General features: G+C 74.1%; 14 protein-coding genes and 1 pseudogene. 5 read left to right on the top strand and 10 right to left on the bottom strand.

Translation table 11 applies throughout. The annotated features are described in order from the left end of the window. Positions 1-379 precede the first annotated feature (379 nt). Positions 380-874: a phosphatase domain-containing protein gene (locus tag ACZ4UB_RS11470; protein WP_468069900.1), complete on the top strand. Its 495-nt coding sequence runs from the start codon at positions 380-382 to the stop codon at positions 872-874. Between the two features lie 17 nt (positions 875-891). On the opposite strand, the gene ACZ4UB_RS11475 is transcribed toward ACZ4UB_RS11470, so the two are convergent. Then, positions 892-1,107, bottom strand: a complete 216-nt coding sequence (locus ACZ4UB_RS11475; protein ID WP_330333846.1) for a dodecin — start codon at positions 1,105-1,107, stop codon at positions 892-894. A 297-nt stretch (positions 1,108-1,404) separates the two neighbouring features. On the opposite strand from ACZ4UB_RS11475, the gene ACZ4UB_RS11480 reads away from it, so the two are divergent. The 3 genes and pseudogenes from ACZ4UB_RS11480 to ACZ4UB_RS11490 all read left to right on the top strand — a co-directional run. Next, complete coding sequence (locus ACZ4UB_RS11480) at positions 1,405-2,667, top strand: extracellular solute-binding protein (RefSeq protein WP_468069902.1); 1,263 nt, start codon at positions 1,405-1,407, stop codon at positions 2,665-2,667. A gap of 125 nt (positions 2,668-2,792) precedes the next feature. Further along, on the top strand, positions 2,793-3,611 hold the full coding sequence (locus tag ACZ4UB_RS11485; RefSeq protein WP_468069904.1) for a GNAT family N-acetyltransferase: 819 nt from the start codon (positions 2,793-2,795) through the stop codon (positions 3,609-3,611). Beyond that, positions 3,608-4,138, top strand: a pseudogene (locus ACZ4UB_RS11490) (lysophospholipid acyltransferase family protein); the annotation flags it as partial. The gene ACZ4UB_RS11485 and the pseudogene ACZ4UB_RS11490, both read left to right, overlap by 4 nt. Before the next feature lie 236 nt (positions 4,139-4,374). Here the strand turns inward: ACZ4UB_RS11490 and egtD are convergent. The 4 genes from egtD to egtA are packed head-to-tail and all read right to left on the bottom strand — an operon-like array spanning position 4,375 to position 9,023. Continuing rightward, a complete protein-coding gene (gene egtD / locus ACZ4UB_RS11495; protein WP_468069954.1) occupies positions 4,375-5,424 on the bottom strand; it encodes an L-histidine N(alpha)-methyltransferase in 1,050 nt (349 codons plus the stop codon). A 7-nt stretch (positions 5,425-5,431) separates the two neighbouring features. Then, the gene (gene egtC, locus ACZ4UB_RS11500; protein ID WP_468069906.1) at positions 5,432-6,235 is read right to left on the bottom strand and encodes an ergothioneine biosynthesis protein EgtC; all 804 of its coding nucleotides are present in this window, start codon (positions 6,233-6,235) and stop codon (positions 5,432-5,434) included. Further along, a complete protein-coding gene (gene egtB, locus ACZ4UB_RS11505) occupies positions 6,235-7,572 on the bottom strand; it encodes an ergothioneine biosynthesis protein EgtB (RefSeq protein ID WP_468069908.1) in 1,338 nt (445 codons plus the stop codon). The genes egtC and egtB overlap by 1 nt, the downstream gene beginning before the upstream one ends. After that, positions 7,569-9,023, bottom strand: coding sequence for an ergothioneine biosynthesis glutamate--cysteine ligase EgtA (gene egtA / locus ACZ4UB_RS11510; protein ID WP_468069910.1), 1,455 nt, complete (start codon positions 9,021-9,023; stop codon positions 7,569-7,571). The genes egtB and egtA overlap by 4 nt, the downstream gene beginning before the upstream one ends. A 163-nt stretch (positions 9,024-9,186) precedes the next feature. On the opposite strand from egtA, the gene ACZ4UB_RS11515 reads away from it, so the two are divergent. Then, positions 9,187-9,999 carry a TIGR02452 family protein gene (locus ACZ4UB_RS11515; RefSeq protein ID WP_468069912.1) on the top strand — a complete coding sequence of 271 codons (813 nt, stop codon included), beginning with the start codon at positions 9,187-9,189 and terminating at the stop codon, positions 9,997-9,999. A gap of 37 nt (positions 10,000-10,036) precedes the next feature. On the opposite strand, the gene ACZ4UB_RS11520 is transcribed toward ACZ4UB_RS11515, so the two are convergent. From ACZ4UB_RS11520 to ACZ4UB_RS11540, 5 genes are all read right to left on the bottom strand, one after another. Then, positions 10,037-11,938, bottom strand: a complete 1,902-nt coding sequence (locus tag ACZ4UB_RS11520; protein ID WP_468069914.1) for an SMI1/KNR4 family protein — start codon at positions 11,936-11,938, stop codon at positions 10,037-10,039. Between the two features lie 48 nt (positions 11,939-11,986). Then, entirely contained in the window at positions 11,987-12,457 is a 471-nt protein-coding gene (locus ACZ4UB_RS11525) for a type II toxin-antitoxin system PemK/MazF family toxin (protein WP_468069915.1), read from the bottom strand. Positions 12,458-12,543: 86 nt separating this feature from the next. Continuing rightward, positions 12,544-13,935, bottom strand: coding sequence for an amidase (locus ACZ4UB_RS11530; RefSeq protein WP_468069955.1), 1,392 nt, complete (start codon positions 13,933-13,935; stop codon positions 12,544-12,546). Positions 13,936-14,148: 213 nt separating this feature from the next. Further along, the gene (locus ACZ4UB_RS11535; RefSeq protein ID WP_468069917.1) at positions 14,149-14,844 is read right to left on the bottom strand and encodes an alpha/beta fold hydrolase; all 696 of its coding nucleotides are present in this window, start codon (positions 14,842-14,844) and stop codon (positions 14,149-14,151) included. Positions 14,845-14,962: 118 nt separating this feature from the next. Then, positions 14,963-16,228, bottom strand: coding sequence for an MFS transporter (locus tag ACZ4UB_RS11540; protein ID WP_468069919.1), 1,266 nt, complete (start codon positions 16,226-16,228; stop codon positions 14,963-14,965). Positions 16,229-16,452: the final 224 nt, after the last annotated feature.

A 16,452-nucleotide genomic window follows, 5' to 3' on the forward strand; every position in this document is an offset into this window, starting at 1 on the left:
CTTGCTGTGTTGAATGCGGAGCCGAATCTACCGTCTCCTCAACGGAAGTGACGTCCCAGCAGATCGTGCAAGGGTGCCCCTCATGGGAATTCGAATCTCCCTATGATCGGCCCACTGTTGTCAATCCGGCCGATACGTCCTGGCCCGGGTCCTGCGGGCGCCGAAAGGGGCTTTGCGCAGCGGAGGTTCGGGTGCGAGGAAGGCTCGGGAAGGGCCGCGCAAGTTCACCCTCAGGAATGAAGATCGAATTTCCTGGGCGACGCCGACCCATTGCGTGCTGACGGAATCGCCCGTGCGTATGCAACGCGCGCAGTGGGCGGAATTCGCGGAGGCGAAGGGTTCGCGGCCGCTGTCGGCGGGGCGGCCTAGGCTGGCCCGCATGAGTGATCACGCCACCCGCCGCCCCCTGGCCGTCTTCGACATCGACGGGACCCTCGCCGACACCGCGCACCGCCAGCACTTCCTCGAAGGCCGCCCCAGGGACTGGGACGGCTTCTTCGGCGCGGCGAAGGACGACCCGCCGCTCGCGCGGGGCGTGGCGCTGGCGGTCGAGAGCGGCGCCGACTGCGAGGTGGTGTACCTGACCGGTCGGCCCGAGCGGTGTCGGGCGGACACCCTGGAATGGCTGGCCCGGCACGGGCTGCCCGAGGGGCGGGTGTGGATGCGCGGGAACCAGGACCGGCGTCCGGCGCGGACGACCAAGCTGGAGGTGCTGCGCCGGATCGCCCGGGGCCGGGAGGTGCGCATGCTCGTGGACGACGACGAGCTCGTGTGCCAGGCGGCGCGCGCCGCCGGGTTCCGCGTCGTGCGGGCCGACTGGGCGGCGGACGCGCCGGAGCTGCGCGAGGCGCAGGAGGGCGAGGGGCGTACCTGATCGGGCCGGGGCCCGACTCAGTCCTCGCCGTCGAGGCGGAAGCCCACCTTGAGCCCCACCTGGAAGTGCGCGACCTCGCCGTTCTCGATGTGTCCGCGCACCTGGGAGACCTCGAACCAGTCGAGGTTGCGCACGGTCTGGCCCGCGCGGGCGATGCCGTTGCGGATGGCCTGGTCGATGCTCTCGGTGGAGGTGCCGACGATCTCGGTCACCCGGTAGGTGTGGTTGGACATGGGGCTCTCCCGAGGGTGGGGACTGGTGCCTCGTTCCACGGTGCCCCAGTACGTCCCGGTCCGCGAGGCGGAGGCGGTGGCCGAGGGCGCGCGGAGGTGCGGGTGCGCGGCGGCGGCGCGGGGGTCCGTACGGCCCGTATGCGGTGTTCCTGTGAACCCGTTGTGTGCGCCAGGTGGAGGGGTCGTACCGGTTCGCCGCTTTTGTGCAGAGAATCCAGAGCCCGAGCCCCTTGACCCGCCCATTGGTCCATGCCAATTTCAAGCCATCTGAGATCAACCCCCCAGAAGGTGACCTTCGTGAAAATGCGTTTCCTCGCCGTGTGCACCGCCCTGGTGGCCGCCACCGCGCTGACCGGCTGCAGCGTGCTGGGCGAATCGGGCGGAGGGCCCCAGAAGGTCACCCTGTGGCTCATGAAGGGCAGTGCGTCGGACGACTTCATCAAGAAGTTCACCGACTCCTACGAGAAGGACCACCCCGGGATCGACCTCGACGTCAAGATCCAGGAGTGGACGGGCATCGGCGACAAGGTCAACGGCGTCCTGAAGGGCAAGGGCAAGGAGAAGGCCGACGTCATCGAGGTCGGCAACACCCAGGTCGCGCAGTACATCGAGACCGGCGGCCTGTCCGAAGTCACCCTGGAAGGGCTGCGCGAGTGGGGCAGCAAGGACTGGCTCAAGGGCCTCGCGGATCCCGGTAGCGTCGGCGGCGCCCAGTACGGCGTCCCCTGGTACGCGGCCAACCGGGTGGTGATCTACAACAAGGACATGTTCGCGAGCGCCGGGATCAAGACGCCGCCCAAGAGCCGCGGGGAGTGGATCTCCACCACCCAGAAGCTCGACAAGGGCGCCCAGCAGGGCATCTACCTGCCGGGCCAGAACTGGTACGTGCTCTCCGGGTTCATCTGGGACGAGGGCGGCGACCTGGCCGTGGAGACCGGCGGCCAGTGGGTCGGCACCCTCGACACCAACGAGGCGCTCGCCGGCATGGACTTCTACAAGCAGCTCCAGGCGCTCGGCGACGGCCCCAAGAGCTCCGACGAGGAAACCCCCTCGCAGGCCGAGGTCTTCGCGCGCGGCCAGATCGCGCAGATCATCGCCCCGCCCGGGCAGGCCGCACAGATCGAGGAGCTCAACCCGGCGCTCAAGGGCAAGCTCGGCTTCTTCTCGATACCCGGGAAGACCACCGAGAAGCCGGGCGCCGTCTTCACCGGCGGCTCCGACCTGATCATTCCCGACCACACCACCGACCGGAAGGCCGCCGTGGACGTGATCTCGGCCCTGGTCAGCGAGAAGTGGCAGACCGAGCTGGCGCGCGAGATGAGCTACGTGCCCAACAAGACCACGCTCGCGCACGTCGTCGAGGGCAACGACGGCGCCACCGCGATGGCCCCCGGAGCCGCCCAGGGCCGGGCCACCCCGAAGTCCGCGCGCTGGGCCGAGGTCGAGGCCAAGAACCCCATCAAGCCCTACATGACGGCGGTCCTGTCCGGACAGGACCCCAAGGAAGCCGCCAAGACCGCCTCCGAGGCCATCAGCAAGGTCCTCAGCTCCGACCGCTGAGTTCAGCGTTCGCACATCCGAGTGCCGCCGCTCGGTCATGTCGAATCCAGCCGGTCACGGAAGAAGTAAGGGAGACGGGCCGATACGCCGCCGGCCCGGCTCCCGCTTCCGGATCAGGAGCCGTCATGACCATCGCCCCCCTTTCCCCCGTCGACCTCACCAACCTCCCCGCGGCCCCGCGCCCCGCACCCCCGCAGGCCGCCCCCGCCCACCCCGCGCCCCGTTACGCCGTCCGCCTGGCCCGCGACGAGGACGAGGTCCGCGCCGCCCAGCGGCTGCGCCACCAGGTCTTCGCGGGCGAGCTCGGTGCCCGCCTCGACGGCCCCGAGCCGGGACTGGACGTCGACTCCTTCGACGCCTACTGCGACCACCTCCTCGTCGTCGAGGAGCAGACCGAACAGGTCGTCGGCACCTACCGGCTGCTCCCCCCGGAGCGCGCCGCGATCGCGGGGCGCCTCTACTCCGAGGGCGAGTTCGACCTCTCCGCACTCGCGCCCATCCGCCCCGACCTCGTCGAGGTCGGCCGCTCGTGCGTCCACCCCGACCACCGCAACGGCGCCGTCATCGCCCTGATCTGGGCCGGGCTGGCCCGCTACATGGACCGCTCCGGGCACAACTGGTTGGCCGGCTGCTGCTCCGTCCCGCTCGCCGACGGCGGGGTCCTGGCGGCCGCCACCCGTGAGACCGTCCTCGCCCGCAACCTGGCCCCCCAGGAGTACCGGGTCACCCCGCACCACCCGTGGAGCCCCGAGGGCATCGCCTTCCCCCACCGCGTCGAGCTGCCGCCACTGCTGCGGGGGTACCTGCGGCTGGGGGCCTGGGTGTGCGGGGAGCCCGCGCTCGACGCCGAGTTCGGCGTCGCCGACCTGTACGTCCTGCTCTCGCTGCGCCGCACCAACCCGCGCTACCTGCGGCACTTCCTCGCGCTCGCCCCCGGCGCATGAGCGCCTGGCTGCCCACCTCGCCCTGCACCCCCGACGCCTGCGCCGCCCACCACGGCCCGGCGGCGGGCGCCGTGCGCGCGGCGGCGCGCCTGGCCGCCGCCGTGCTGGTGCTGCTGGTCGGCATCCTGGCCGCGCCGGCCCTGCGGCTGCTGCCCGCCGGGCCCCGCGGGGCCCTCGTACGGGCCTGGGCGCGCGGGTTCGTCCGGTCCTTCGGCATCCGGATCACCGTCCACGGCAACCCCGGGCCCGAGGGGGCCCGGCTCGTCGTCCCCAACCACATCTCCTGGCTCGACGTCCCGCTGGTCGCGGCCGCCCTGCCCTCCCGGATGCTGGCCAAGAGCGAGGTCCGGCAGTGGCCGGGCCTGGGCCGGCTCGCCACCGGCGCCGGGACCCTGTTCATCGAACGCGAGCGGATCCGGGCCCTGCCGGACACCGTGGGGGCGCTCGCCGCCGCGCTGCGGGCCGGGGACCGGGTGACGGTGTTCCCCGAGGGCAGCACCTGGTGCGGCCGCGGCCAGGGGCCCTTCCGCCGGGCGGCCTTCCAGGCGGCGCTGGACGCGGGGGCCGCCGTACAGCCCGTCCGGATCGCCTACCGGCTGGCCGACGGGCGGCTCGCGGGGGCGCCCGCCTTCGTCGGGGACGATCCGCTCACCGCCTCGCTGTGGCGGATCGCCCGGTCCCGCGGGGTGCGGGCCGAGCTCACCCTGCTGCCGCGGATCCCGCCGGGCCGCCACGCGGACCGGCGGGAACTCGCGGCGGCGGCTCAGGCGGCCGTCACGTCCGCGCCGGCACCGCTCGGCGGGGTCCCGACCCCGCGCCGAGCGCCCTCGCGCACCTCACCGTCGTCCGTCGCCGCGGCGACGGACAGCGACAGCGCGAACCGGCCCTCCCGGTCGGTCCACCAGTGGGTCAGGTCGAGCCCCGCGGAGGCCAACTCGTCACGCACCCCCTCCTGACGGAACTTCGCGGAGACCTCGGTGAGGATCTCCTCGCCGGCCGCGAACGGCACCACGAGATCCAGGGCCCGGATCTTCACCACGGCGTCCGTCCGCGCCCGCAGCCGCATCTCCATCCACTCCCGCTCCCGGTTCCACACCGCCACGTGCGCGAAATCGGCGGTGTGGAAATCGGCGCCCAACTCCCGGTCGATGACGGCCAGGACGTTCCGGTTGAACTCGGCCGTCACGCCCTGCGCGTCGTCGTACGCCGCGACCAGCACCGCCTCGTCCTTCACGAGGTCGGTCCCCATCAGCAGCGCGTCCCCGGGCGAGAGCATCGCCCGGACGGACGCCAGGAAGGCGGCCCGCTCGGCCGGCCGCAGGTTCCCGATCGTCCCGCCCAGGAACACCACGAGCCGGGGCCCGGGCGTGGGCGGGAGCGCCAACGGCCGGGTGAAGTCCGCCACCAGCGCGTGGACCCGCAGCCGGGGCCGGTCCGAGAGCAGCACGTCGGCCGCGCCCCGCAGGGCGCTCTCGCTCACGTCCACCGGGACGTAGGTGTCCAGCGCGGGCATCGCCTCGATCAGGTGCCGGGTCTTCTCCGAGGACCCGGACCCCAGCTCCACCAGCGTGCGCGCGCCGCTGACCGCCGCGATCTCCCCGGCCCGCTCCAGCAGGATCTCCCGCTCCGCGCGCGTCGGGTAGTACTCGGGCAACCGGGTGATCTCCTCGAAGAGTTCGCTGCCCCGAGCGTCGTAGAACCACTTGGGCGGCAGTGATTTGGGCGAGCCGGTCAGCCCCTCGCGCACATCGGTGCGCAGCGCCGCCTCCGCCGCGTTCTCGTCGAGGGTCCGGGTCAACCGGAAGTCGCCCATGGGGAATTCACTCACTGTCCTGGTTCTCCTTGCTCGGTTCCGGTGTGCTCGCGTGCGGCGGGATCTCCTTGATCGCGCTCAGGTCGACACGGGTGCGGGAGGCGGTCAACAGGGTCCGGTCGGGCACCTCGCACCACCGCGGGTCGTCGTCGTAGGGCTCGGACGCGACGACCGTGCGGCTCGCGGCGGTGTCCGCGAGGTACCACAAGGAATCGCCCCAGGCCGTCGCGGCGATCGTGTGGCCGTCGGTGAGCAGCAGGTTCAGCCGCGACCCGGGAGCGGCGGCCGCCAGCTCCCGCACCGGCCCCATCAGCGCGTCGCCCGGGCTCGCACCGGCCCGCAGGGCGCGCAGGACGAGCGCCCACACCAGCGCCGAATCGGACCGGGCCGCCAACTGGAGCAGCTCCAGCGGTGGCAGCGCCGCGGCGGCCGCGGCGGCCGAGTCCGGCCAGTCCCGGACCGCTCCGTTGTGACTGAACAGCCAGGGCCCGGCCGTGAAGGGCGCGGCCGCGGCCTCGCCGTCCGCGCCGCTCAGGGTCGCGTCGCGGACGGCGGCCAGCGCGGCCCCGCTGCGCACGACCCGGGCGAGGTCGCCGAAGGTGGCGTCGCCCCACACCGGGCCCGCCCTGCGGTAGCGGCCCGGTATCGGGTCGCCCTCCGCGTACCAGCCGACGCCGAAGCCGTCGGCGTTGACCGTCCCGTACCGCTGGTGGCGCGGCTGCCAGGACTGGCGCACCAGGGAGTGCTCCGGCTCGGTCAGTAGCCGGCCGAGCGGCGCCACGGGCCCGAGCCAGGCGAGGTGACGGCACATCAGGCATCCCTCGCCGTACGGAAACCGGCGAAGATCTGGCGGCGCACCGGCAGGTCCCAGTTGCGGAAGGTGCCGCGGCAGGCCACCGGGTCCACCGCGAACGAACCGCCGCGCAGCACCTTGTGCTCCGGGCCGAAGAACACCTCGGAGTACTCGCGGTACGGGAACGCCCTGAAGCCCGGGTACGGAAGGAAGTCGCTCGCCGTCCACTCCCACACGTCGCCGATCAGCTGGCGCACTCCGAGCGCGGAGGCTCCGGCCGGGTAGCTGCCCGCGGCGGCCGGCCGCAGGTGCCGCTGGCCCAGATTGGCGTGCGCGGGCGTGGGATCGGCGTCGCCCCACGGGTAGCGGTGCGAGCGGCCGGTCGCCGGGTCGTGACGGGCGGCCTTCTCCCACTCGGTCTCGGTCGGCAGCCGCCGGCCGGCCCACCGGGCGTACGCGTCCGCCTCGTACCAGCTGACGTGCAGCACGGGCTCGTCGGCCGGCACCGGCTCCACCGCGCCGAAGCGCCGGCGCAGCCACTGGCCGGCCTCGCGGTACCAGAACAGCGGGGCCTCGATGCCGTGGTCGCGGATCTGGTCCCAGCCCTCGGCCGCCCACCAGCGGGGCTCGCGGTAGCCGCCGTCCGCCATGAAAGCCAGGTAGGCGGCGTTGGTGACCGGGACCGTGTCGATCCAGAAGGGTGCGCTCTCGCGGGTGTGCGCGGGACGCTCGTTGTCCAGCGACCACGGCTCGGTGGAGGTGCCCATCGTGAACGGGCCTCCGGGCACCAGGACTTCGGTGGCCGACGGCGCCGGTCCGGTCGCCGGTCCGGGATCCGGGGCGGTCAGCACCGGCCCGCCCAGTCGCAGCTGATGGGTGATCAGCATCGTTTCGTCGTGCTGCTGTTCGTGCTGCGCGATCATGCCGAAGGCGAAGCCGTCGTCGAGCAGCGCCGAACCCTCGAAGGGGGTGCGTTCCAACAGGTCGAACACCCGCCCCCGCACCTCGGCGCTGTAGCCGCGCGCTTCGGCCGGCCCGAGCAGGGGCAGGGCGGGCCGTTGGGCGCGGGGATGCGCGAAGGCGTCGTACAGCGGGTCGATCTCGGGACGCATCGGATCCCGCCCGGCGACGCGACGCAGCAGCCACAGCTCTTCCTGGTTGCCGATGTGCGCGAGGTCCCACACCAGCGGGGACATCAGCGGCGAGTGCTGCGCGCTCAGGTCGGCGTCGGTCACCGGATCGGTCAGCGCCGCGGTCCGGGCCCGGGCGGCGATCAGCGCGGCGGCCGCCCGCTCGCGCAGGTCGCCGGGCGGCTGCTGGTCGGTCCCGCCGGTCGGGGCGGTCGCGGCGCTCACGGGCGGTCCTCCTTGCGGACGGGGATGCGCGAGGGTGCGCGCACGGGGGCGGGGGCCGAGGCGGGGAGGGGCGGGGCGGCGGACCGGGCCCGCGCGTCGGCGAATCCGTCGACCTCGTCGGCCGGACAGCGGCCGCGGCGCACGAACCGTTCGGTGAACTCCCCGACGGCGTCCCGCACCCGGGTGTCCGCGCCGAGCCGGGGCAGCGCCTCGGTCGCGGCCCGGAAGCACGCGCGGGCCGCCGCGCGCAGCTCCGGATCGCGCGGCCCGTACCGGGCCGCCGAGCGCCAGAGCGGATTGTGCGGCGCGGGGCCCGGGCCGTAGGTGTCGGCCAGCCCCTTCGCCACGCGGTAGGCCGTCTCCGCGGCCTCCGGGTCGTCGAACAGGGCGTGCACCACGGCCACCGGGACCAGCCAGCCGTCCGCGCCCGGCTGCGCGTCGATCATCCGCAGTTCCAGGTGCCCGCGCGGCCGGATCGGCGGGAACAGGGTGGTCAGGTGGTAGTCGAGGTCCGCGGCCGTCGGCGGCCTGGGGCCGGCGCCGCGCACCCAGGCACGGAAGCTCAGGTCCCGCGGCACCTCCCACGCCGCGCCCGTGTCGCCCGTTTCGCCCGCGCCGGCCGCGCCGTCCCGGCCGGTCGGCTCCTGCGGGCGGACGCACATGACCGCGGTGTCGAGCGCGTGCCGCACCCAGGCCCCGCGCGGGTCGGCGTCCAGCGGTGGGGCGAGGGTGCGCGCGGTGTCCAGGTCGCTCCAGACGCCCTGGCGGGAACACCGCCAGCCCGCGTACGGGCCGCTGTGGGCGGGGGAGTTCGCGAAGGCCGACACCAGCACCGCGCCGAGCAGGTGCGCGGAGCGCCAGCGCCGGCCGTGGCCGAGCGGGCCGGGCTCCTCGTGTCCCGCGTCGACGCAGACCTGCACGGAGGCGGACGCGCGCATCATGGCGCGCCCGGCCGGCCCGGTGCGGTCGAAGTAGGTCTCCATGGCCCGGTAGCGCGGGCTGTCCAGCAGCCGCCGCAGCGGCCGGCGCAGATCGTGCCCGAGCCCGTCGAGCACGACGCCCTGGGCGCCCAGGGCGGCGCGCACGGCGTCCAGATCGGCCTGGAGGTCGCCCACGCACCCCATCAGGGAGGTGGCGGGGGGTGAGCTGAGTTCGAGCTGACCGCCCGGCTCGACGGTGAACCGGGAGCGCAGGGGCAGTGCGGCCGCCGCGTCGTGGGCGGCGGTGAGCCGGTCCGGGGACAGCGGCCGCGCGGGGTCCTCGGCGTCCAGCAGCAGCCACTCCAGTTCGGCGCCGAGCAGTCGGGGCGGGCCCGTCTTGAAACAGATGCCGCGCACGAGGTCCTCGGCGGCGGTCTCGGTGAGCGGCCGCGGGGCGTGCTCGGCGGCGTGTCCGGGGGGACACCCCGGCGGATGTGCGCGCAGGTGCGTCAGGGGTGAGTCCTGGGGCATGACCGGATCCTCTTCTCCTGTCGTGAGCCGTGACGTCACCGTTGCCTACCCGTCGTGGTCGGGCCGTGAAGCGTGCGGATCGCATCAAGATCGCGCAAAGCCGTGTCGATTCGCGCAAATAATTGCGTTGCCACTTGCGGTGCCCGTTCCGGAGGATCGGTGGATGAGCAGCAGACTGAGGGCCATCGCGCTGGAAAACGCGCAGATCGTGGCGGCCGGGGGGTACCGGTCGCGGTCGGGGCGGGAGGTGGCGCTCGCCGCCGCCGTGGCGGAAGCCAAGGCGGGAACCAGAATATATGGACCTAATCCGGTCATCCAGGGTGAACCGGAAGCGGTGCGGAGCCGGGAGACCGTGTTCGAGGTGACCGGGGAGAGCAGCACGGTCGCCGCCCGCAGGCTCGCGCCGGGCGGACCGGTCGCGGTCCTCAACTTCGCCTCGGCCCGCAATCCCGGGGGCGGTTACGTCCGCGGGGCCAAGGCGCAGGAGGAAGCCCTGTGCCGCGCTTCGGCGCTCTACGAGACGCTGCTGGAGGCGCGCGAGTACTACGAGGTCCACCGCGCCGAGCCGAGCACCTTCTACACCGACCGGGTGATTCACTCGCCCGGGGTCCCGGTCTTCCGCGACGACCGGGGCGAACTGCTGGACGTGCCCTTCCGGGCGGGCTTCCTCACCTCCCCGGCTCCGAACGCGGGCACCATCCGGCGCCAGGAACCCGAGCGGACCCACGAGATCCCGGCGGCGCTGGCCCGGCGGGCCGAGCGGGTCCTGGAGGTGGCGGCCCTGCACGGCTACCCGCACCTGGTGCTGGGGGCGTGGGGGTGCGGGGTGTTCATGAACGATCCGGCCGAGGTCGCCGAGGCCTTCCGGGCCCTGCTGACGGGCCGCTTCGCGGGCGTCTTCGACCGGGTGGCGTTCGGAATCCTGGACCGCGCACCGGGCCCGCGCCGGGCCTTCGAGGCGGCCTTCCCCGGCTGAGAACGGCCTCCCGGCGCGGTGCCGGGCGCCGTGACGGTCACCCCCTCACCCAGGTGAACCCGGTGTACGTCTCCCCGTCCGCCGGCGGCCGCGTCCAGGAACGGGTGGTGAAGGTGTGCAGGCGCCCGTGCGTGAGCGAGTGCCGCGGCAGCAGGACGCCGAACTCCCGGGCCACCGCCTCCAGCAGCGCGCGCTCCGTCGCGGCGCCGTCCCGCGGGTCGCCGAAGAACCGGTACGGGTCCAGCCCCGCCGGTACCGCTCCGGCGGTGCGGAGCCCACCCTCCGCGTACGTGAACGCGTACCGCTCGACCCCGTCCCGGGCCACCGACAGGTGGAACGAGGGCGCACCGCGGCCCGCTCGCAGCCCACTCCACACCACCACCGCGCGGGTGCCCGCGCTGGCGGCCGCGGCGGGGGAGCGCAGCCGCCGCCGGTCGAAGGGGGCCGGGTCGCCGTCGAAGGCGAAGCTCCAGCCGTTGCCCGCCCGCCCGACCGACACCAGGGCCCGGTCGTCGTAGGACGAGAACTCCCGCTGGCCCCGCAGGGCCCTGTGGCGCGCCTCCCAGGAGGTCATCGGCAGCTGGAGGAGGAGGCCCTCCCCCTCCGTGTCGCCGTCCGCGAGCCGGCCGGGCAGTTCCGCCGGCTCCACCCCCTCCACCAGCACGAACCGGTAGGAGGTGCGGTGACCGCCGGGGTCCGGCTCCGCGAGCCACGCCAGGTCCCCCGGGTCGAGCCCGGCCGTCGGCTCCGGGACCGCGCCCGCGCGCCCGATCTTCGCAGTGGCCAGCAGCTCACGGCCCCGCTCCGGGGTGAGCAACGGCCCGAGGAGCGGGTCGGCCACCCAGCCCAGCGGCGCCAGGTGGTCCGGCCCGCACGGCTCCCACAGGGGCACGGCCTCCCGCAGCGTCCGCCACGCCCCGTCCGTGTCGCCCCACCGGGCCAGCTCCCGGGCCCGTTCGACGGCCTCCCCGAACGCGCCCGCCGCCGCGTACCGGTAGGTACCGCCCCGCAGACGCTTCAGGGTCGCGCGGGCCAGGGTCGACACGTCCTCGTCGGCGCCCGGCACGGCGTACCCCGGCGTGGAGGCATCGCGGTCCGCCTCCGCGGCCAGCAGCGGCGGCAACAGCTCCGACGCGTACCGGGGGTCCGCCGCCAGGCCCCCGAAGTCCACCCCGTAGGCGTGCCCGAGCAGGCGCCGGATCTGGTCGCCGAGCCCCGCGGCGCCCGGCCTGCCGTACCCCTTGGCCTCGTCCAACGCGGCCAGGGCCGACTCCCACCCGCCCCGCAACGCCTCCCGGCGGGCGTCGTCCACCAGGGCGTCCAGCGCGCGCGTCGTGTCGTTGACGAACTCCGGTTCTCCGTCCCCCGGGGTCGCCCGCAGATGGTGGAACTCGCGGTGCATGTCCCGCATGAACGCCCGGAAAGAGGCGTGCCGCTCGGGCGGGGCGGCCCGCCAGCTCGCCCAGGTGTACACGGCCCACTCGCCGTCCTCGTCGACGTCATCGGGATCCATCAGGACGTGGGTGGCGTCGGACCGCACGTTCAGCTGGAGCCCGCGCCGCCAGAGGGCCGCCTCCCGCCGCTGCTCGGCCCCGGCGTCCTCGTCGAGGTACCCCTCGAACAGCTCCGAGAGCCCGGAGGCGTCGTGGTGCCAGCGCGCCTGCGCGGTGCCGGCGAGGAGCCACACGAACCCGCCCGCGTGCCGCCACCCGTCACTGACCGCCAGGAACTCCCGGTAGGACGGGGGCATCCGGCGGCCGAGGCGCTCCTCCATGGCCGCCATCCGTTCCTCGGAGGCGGGCTCGTTCCCCAACCACCGCGCACGAAGGGCGAGTTCGTCGTCATCGGTGAGCCCCTCGCGGCCCGTCACCGAGTCCGCCCACTCCCCGCTCCACCTGAGGAGGAAGGACCGCCAGTCGAATGCCCCTGTGTCCGTCATGAGAAGGATGCTGACAGCGGGCACTGACAGCGGGCACTCGCGGCGGACCTAGGCCCAGCCGTACCGCTCGCGCAGGCGGTCGACGACCAGGTGGAAGCGGCCGCGGTCCAGGGCGCACGCCTCGCGCCGCATGCCGGCGTCGTGCACGCGCAGCACCCGGTCCACGTCCACCCAGGACTCCCGTCCGGCCGCGTCCCAGGGGCCGGTCCCGATCGGGACCCACTCCCGGTCGTGGTCGTGGCGCTTGCTGGAAAGCTGTACGGCCAACACGGTGCCGCGGTCGGTCTCGCGGGCCACGACCAGCACCGGCCGGTCCTTGCCCCGCCCGTCGTTCTCCTCGTAGGGGACGAACGTCCACACGATCTCGCCGGGGTCGGGGTCCCCGTCGTGGTCGGGGGCGTAGGAGGTGCGCACGGGCCCGATGGCGCGCGGATCGACCTCTGCGGTCGCCCCGGCGCCGTCGCGGCCGGGCTGGTGGGGCTGGTCGGTGTGCGGGGTGTGGTGCGAAAGTGCCGTCATCCGGCAGAGGTTAGCGGTGTGCCGGCGCGGCCGGCACGGGACGTGCCGCGGCGGTGCCCCGACAGGGCCTACGGCGAACCCGTGACCTATGCCGTCGCCGTTCTGAGCGGGGCGGACCAACGCGGCCAGTGGGACTGCCAGTTCTCCGCCGCCTCCAGCTGGGCCGCGAGCGAGACGAGGAGCGGCTCCGAGGACTCCGGGCCCAGGAGCTGGGCGCCCACGGGGAGCCCCTGGGGGGTGAAGCCCGCCGGGACGTTCACGCCCGGCCAGCCGAGGACGTTCCAGGGCCAGGCGTACGGGCAGGCCGCGATGATCGCCCGCTCGGTGTCCAGGGAACCCCGGTCCTCCAGGGCGCCGACGCGCAGCGGGGCGGTGGCGGTCGTGGGGGTCAGGACCACGTCGTAGCGGTTGAAGATCTCCCCGATCCGGTGCTGGTGCAGGGCCTCCGCGCGGCGGGCGGCCCGCAGGGGCAGCCCGCTGAGGATGCGCCCCATGAGCGTCGCCTCGCTCGTGCGCGGGTCCAACAGCGAGGGATCCGGCACCCGGGCGGCCCACTCGTGTACGCCCCCCGTCGCGCGGGGTATGAAGCTCAGCCCGATCTGCCCGTACCGGGGGTCCTCCAGGGCCACCTCGTGACCCAGCGCCTCCAGCCGCCCGGCGAGCCGCTCCACGGCGGAGCGGATCGACGGGTCCAGGGACTTGGAGGTGCCGGTGAACGGCATCGCGAAGGCGAGCGCGATCCGCAGCCGCCCCGGCTCGGTGCGGGCGGCCCGGGAGGCGGAGATCGGCGCGGGCCGGTGCAGGTCGCCGCGGTGGGACCCGCTGGCCGCGTCGAGCAGCAGCGCGGCGTCCGCGACCGTACGCGCCAGCACGCCGTTGACCGTCAGCCCGCGGAAGGCCTCCGGCTCGGGCCAGGTGGAGATGCGGCCGCGCTGCGGTTTGATGCCGACCAGGTGCGTCCAGGCCGCCGGGATGCGGATGGAACCGGCGCCGTCCGATCCCAGCGCGGCCGGGATCAGGCCGGCGGCCACGGCGGCCGCCGATCCGCCCGAGGAGCCGCCGGGGGTGAAGGCCGGGTTCCACGGATTGCGGGTCGCGCCGAAGGCGGGCCCCTCGGTGAGCGGCCACTGGCCCAGCTCCGGGGTCTGCGTCTTGCCGACGATGACCGCGCCCGCGGCGCGCAGGCGGCGTACTGCCTCGCTGTCCTCGGCCTTCGGCGGGAAGTCCCCGGCGCAGCCGAAGGCCGTCGGCAGCCCGGCCACGTCCATGTCGTCCTTGACCGCGAGCGGCACGCCGAGCAGCGGGAGCCGCTCCCCGGCGGCGAGCCGCCGGTCGGCCGCGTCCGCCTCCGCGAGGGCCGCCTCGGAGTGCACGATCCGGAAGGCGTTCAGCTCCGGCTGCGAGGCCTCGATCCGCTCCAGGCACTGTTCGGTGAGCCAGCGCGAGGTCACGCTGCCGTCGGCGAGCGCCCGGACCATGTCGGCGAGGCCGGGCACCCGGTGCGGGGTCGGCAGGGGGTGCGGGCCCGGCGGCGGGCCGGGAGCCGGGTCGGCCGTGGTGCCCGGAGCCAGGACCGCGGTCGTCGTGCCAGGAGCCCTACCAGGAACCGTGCCAGGAACTGTGGTCATCGAAACCGGACCTCCCCGTTACTCATCGGTATGTCGACCGTAACGGGGAGATCTCGACGCTTGCTATATCCATCCTTCAAGCGAGGTCATGAACCCCTCGAAGTCGTCGCGGTGGATGGTGTGACCGGCGCCCGACACCGAACGGACCTCGAATCCACGGGACTTGAGGACGGCGGCGCGCTCCTCGTCGATCAGGAAGCTGGGATCGGCCAGCTGGACCAGGGACGGCACCACCGGCGCGGCGGGCAGCAGGTCCGTACCGGCGAGGGGGGCCAGGCACAGCGCGGTGGCCTCGTCCCAGGCCGCCAGGGTGAGCAGCTCGACGTCCACGTCGGCCTCCTCCCAGCGCGGGCTCAGCGCCCGGATCCGCTCCCTGGACGCCGACTTGAAGGCGGCGAACACCTCGGGCCCGAAGCCCTCACCGAGCGGGGCCAGGTGCCAGGCCGGGTCCGAGTAGACCGCGCGCCGCGGCCGCAGCCGGTCCACGGCCAGGGAGAGGGTCAGGCCGCCGAGGGAGTGGCCGAGGGCGAGGTCGGCCCCGGTGGGGAGGGTGTCGACCAGGTCGTCGGCGAAGCCCTGCGGGGTGTAGTCGCCCCGGCCGCTGGCGCCGTGGCCGCGCAGGTCGACCGCGATGACGCGGTACCCGAGGTCGGCGAGCGCGGGACCGACCCGGCGCCAGGTGCGGTGGTCGGACATGATGCCGTGGACGAGCAGGGCGACGCGGTCGCCCTCGCCCCAGGTGTGGGTGTGGAGTTGCACGGAGTGCCTTTCTACGGGACGCGCGGTGCGGGCTGCGCGGTGCGTTGTGCGGGCTGCGTGGTGCGGGTGTGCCGTACGAGTCTGCCGGTCAGCGGTCGTCAGCGGTCGTCAGCGGTCGTCAGCGGACGCCGCGGATCGGCTTCACGGCCAGCGCGCCCGCGACGGAGAGCAGCGCCGCGATGACGAACAGGGCGGTGTACCCGCCGCTGACGGACACGATCACCGAGGCGACGAACGGCGCGACGATCTGCGGTCCGGCGTTGGCGATGTTGAGGACGCCCATGTCCCGCGCCGCGTCCTCGGCCTTCGGGAGCACCATCGTCACCAGCGCCGTGTCGACGGCCATGTAGCTGCCGAAGGCGAGGCCGTTGACCAGGGAGAAGGCGAGCATCGCCGACCAACTCGACGACAGGGCCGGGATGAGGAGCGCGAGCGCCGACAGCAGCGCGGAGGCGCCCACGAACAGCTTGCGGCGGTCGAAGCGGTCGGACAGGTAACCGCCCAGGACCGTCGAGACCACCATCGCGACGCTGGTCAGCGGCATCAGGAGGGCCACCGCCTCCTGCGGCTCCATGCCCGCGGGCAGCAGGGTGTGGTCCTGGACGATGTACAGCTGGTAGCCGCTCACCGAGAAGTACCCGAGGACCAGCAGGGCGCGCCCGATGAAGGCCCACCGGAAGTCGTGGTCGCGCAACGCCCCGGTGAAGGCGGCCAGTTGGGCGCGGAGGGGCAGCGGGGCGCGGGCCGGGAGGCGCTGCTCGCGACTGCTCGCCGTGAAGAGCACGGCGGCGCCCGCCACGACCGCGCCGAAGACCAGGTAGCCGGTGCGGTAGTCGTTGGAGAAGGCCGCGCCCAGCAGGGCGCCCAGGGTCGAGCCGAAGGGGAGGCCGAGTCCGACCGCGGCCGAGGCCTTGCCGCGGGCGCCGACCGGGATCCGGTCGGGGACCACGGAGGTGAGGGCGGCCTGGTAGACGTTCATCACGGCCTGGCCGAGGCACCAGGCGATGGTGATCAGCAGGATCGTGTCGGCGAGCCCGAGGAGGAACATCGCGGGGACCGCCGCCAGGCCGCCGCCCAGGATCCAGGGGTTGCGGCGGCCGCTGCGGTCCGAGAGGGCGCCCGCGACCGGGTTGAACACTGTGGCGAAGACCGCGGAGACCCCCGCGATCAGGCCGAAGTTGGCGACCTTGTTCGCCGGGTCGATGTCCTCGACCTGGAGCGCGAGCAGGATTGCGGCGACTCCGATGTAGAGCGCGTACATCGCGGTGTTGCCGATGAGGAGCAGGGGGAGCAGACCGCGTCCGGGCGCGGGTGTCGAGGGCGCGGCGGCGGATGCGGCGGGGGTGGCGTCGGCGGTGCCGGTGCCGGGGGAGGAGACGGCCACGGTGCCCTCCTGGGCAGGGGTGTCGGGCGGGTGAGGGGGTGCGCGCCGCCCCGTCGTGACGGCGGGGGTGCGTCGGAACACGACGGGGCGGCGGCACGGTGCGACACGGGCTGCGGCACGGTCGGTGCAGGGGTTGTGACGACCGGGTTACACGTGTCAATGAATCGTGTAACCACTGTGTAGCATCCGATTCCGGCCATCCGCTAGCCCCCGAGCCCGACCGG

It is taken from the genome of Streptomyces sp. NPDC028419, from assembly GCF_055565515.1.

Excerpts from the sequence above, each read along its gene's own strand:
- ACZ4UB_RS11470 (WP_468069900.1), top strand. The coding sequence starts at position 380 with ATGAGTGATCACGCCACCCGCCGCCCCCTGGCCGTCTTCGACATCGAC.
- ACZ4UB_RS11475 (WP_330333846.1), bottom strand. The coding sequence starts at position 1,107 with ATGTCCAACCACACCTACCGGGTGACCGAGATCGTCGGCACCTCCACC.
- ACZ4UB_RS11485 (WP_468069904.1), top strand. The coding sequence starts at position 2,793 with ATGACCATCGCCCCCCTTTCCCCCGTCGACCTCACCAACCTCCCCGCG.
- egtD (WP_468069954.1), bottom strand. The coding sequence starts at position 5,424 with ATGGGCGACTTCCGGTTGACCCGGACCCTCGACGAGAACGCGGCGGAG.
- egtC (WP_468069906.1), bottom strand. The coding sequence starts at position 6,235 with ATGTGCCGTCACCTCGCCTGGCTCGGGCCCGTGGCGCCGCTCGGCCGG.
- egtA (WP_468069910.1), bottom strand. The coding sequence starts at position 9,023 with ATGCCCCAGGACTCACCCCTGACGCACCTGCGCGCACATCCGCCGGGG.
- ACZ4UB_RS11515 (WP_468069912.1), top strand. The coding sequence starts at position 9,187 with ATGAGCAGCAGACTGAGGGCCATCGCGCTGGAAAACGCGCAGATCGTG.
- ACZ4UB_RS11520 (WP_468069914.1), bottom strand. The coding sequence starts at position 11,938 with ATGACGGACACAGGGGCATTCGACTGGCGGTCCTTCCTCCTCAGGTGG.
- ACZ4UB_RS11525 (WP_468069915.1), bottom strand. The coding sequence starts at position 12,457 with ATGACGGCACTTTCGCACCACACCCCGCACACCGACCAGCCCCACCAG.
- ACZ4UB_RS11530 (WP_468069955.1), bottom strand. The coding sequence starts at position 13,935 with ATGGTCCGGGCGCTCGCCGACGGCAGCGTGACCTCGCGCTGGCTCACC.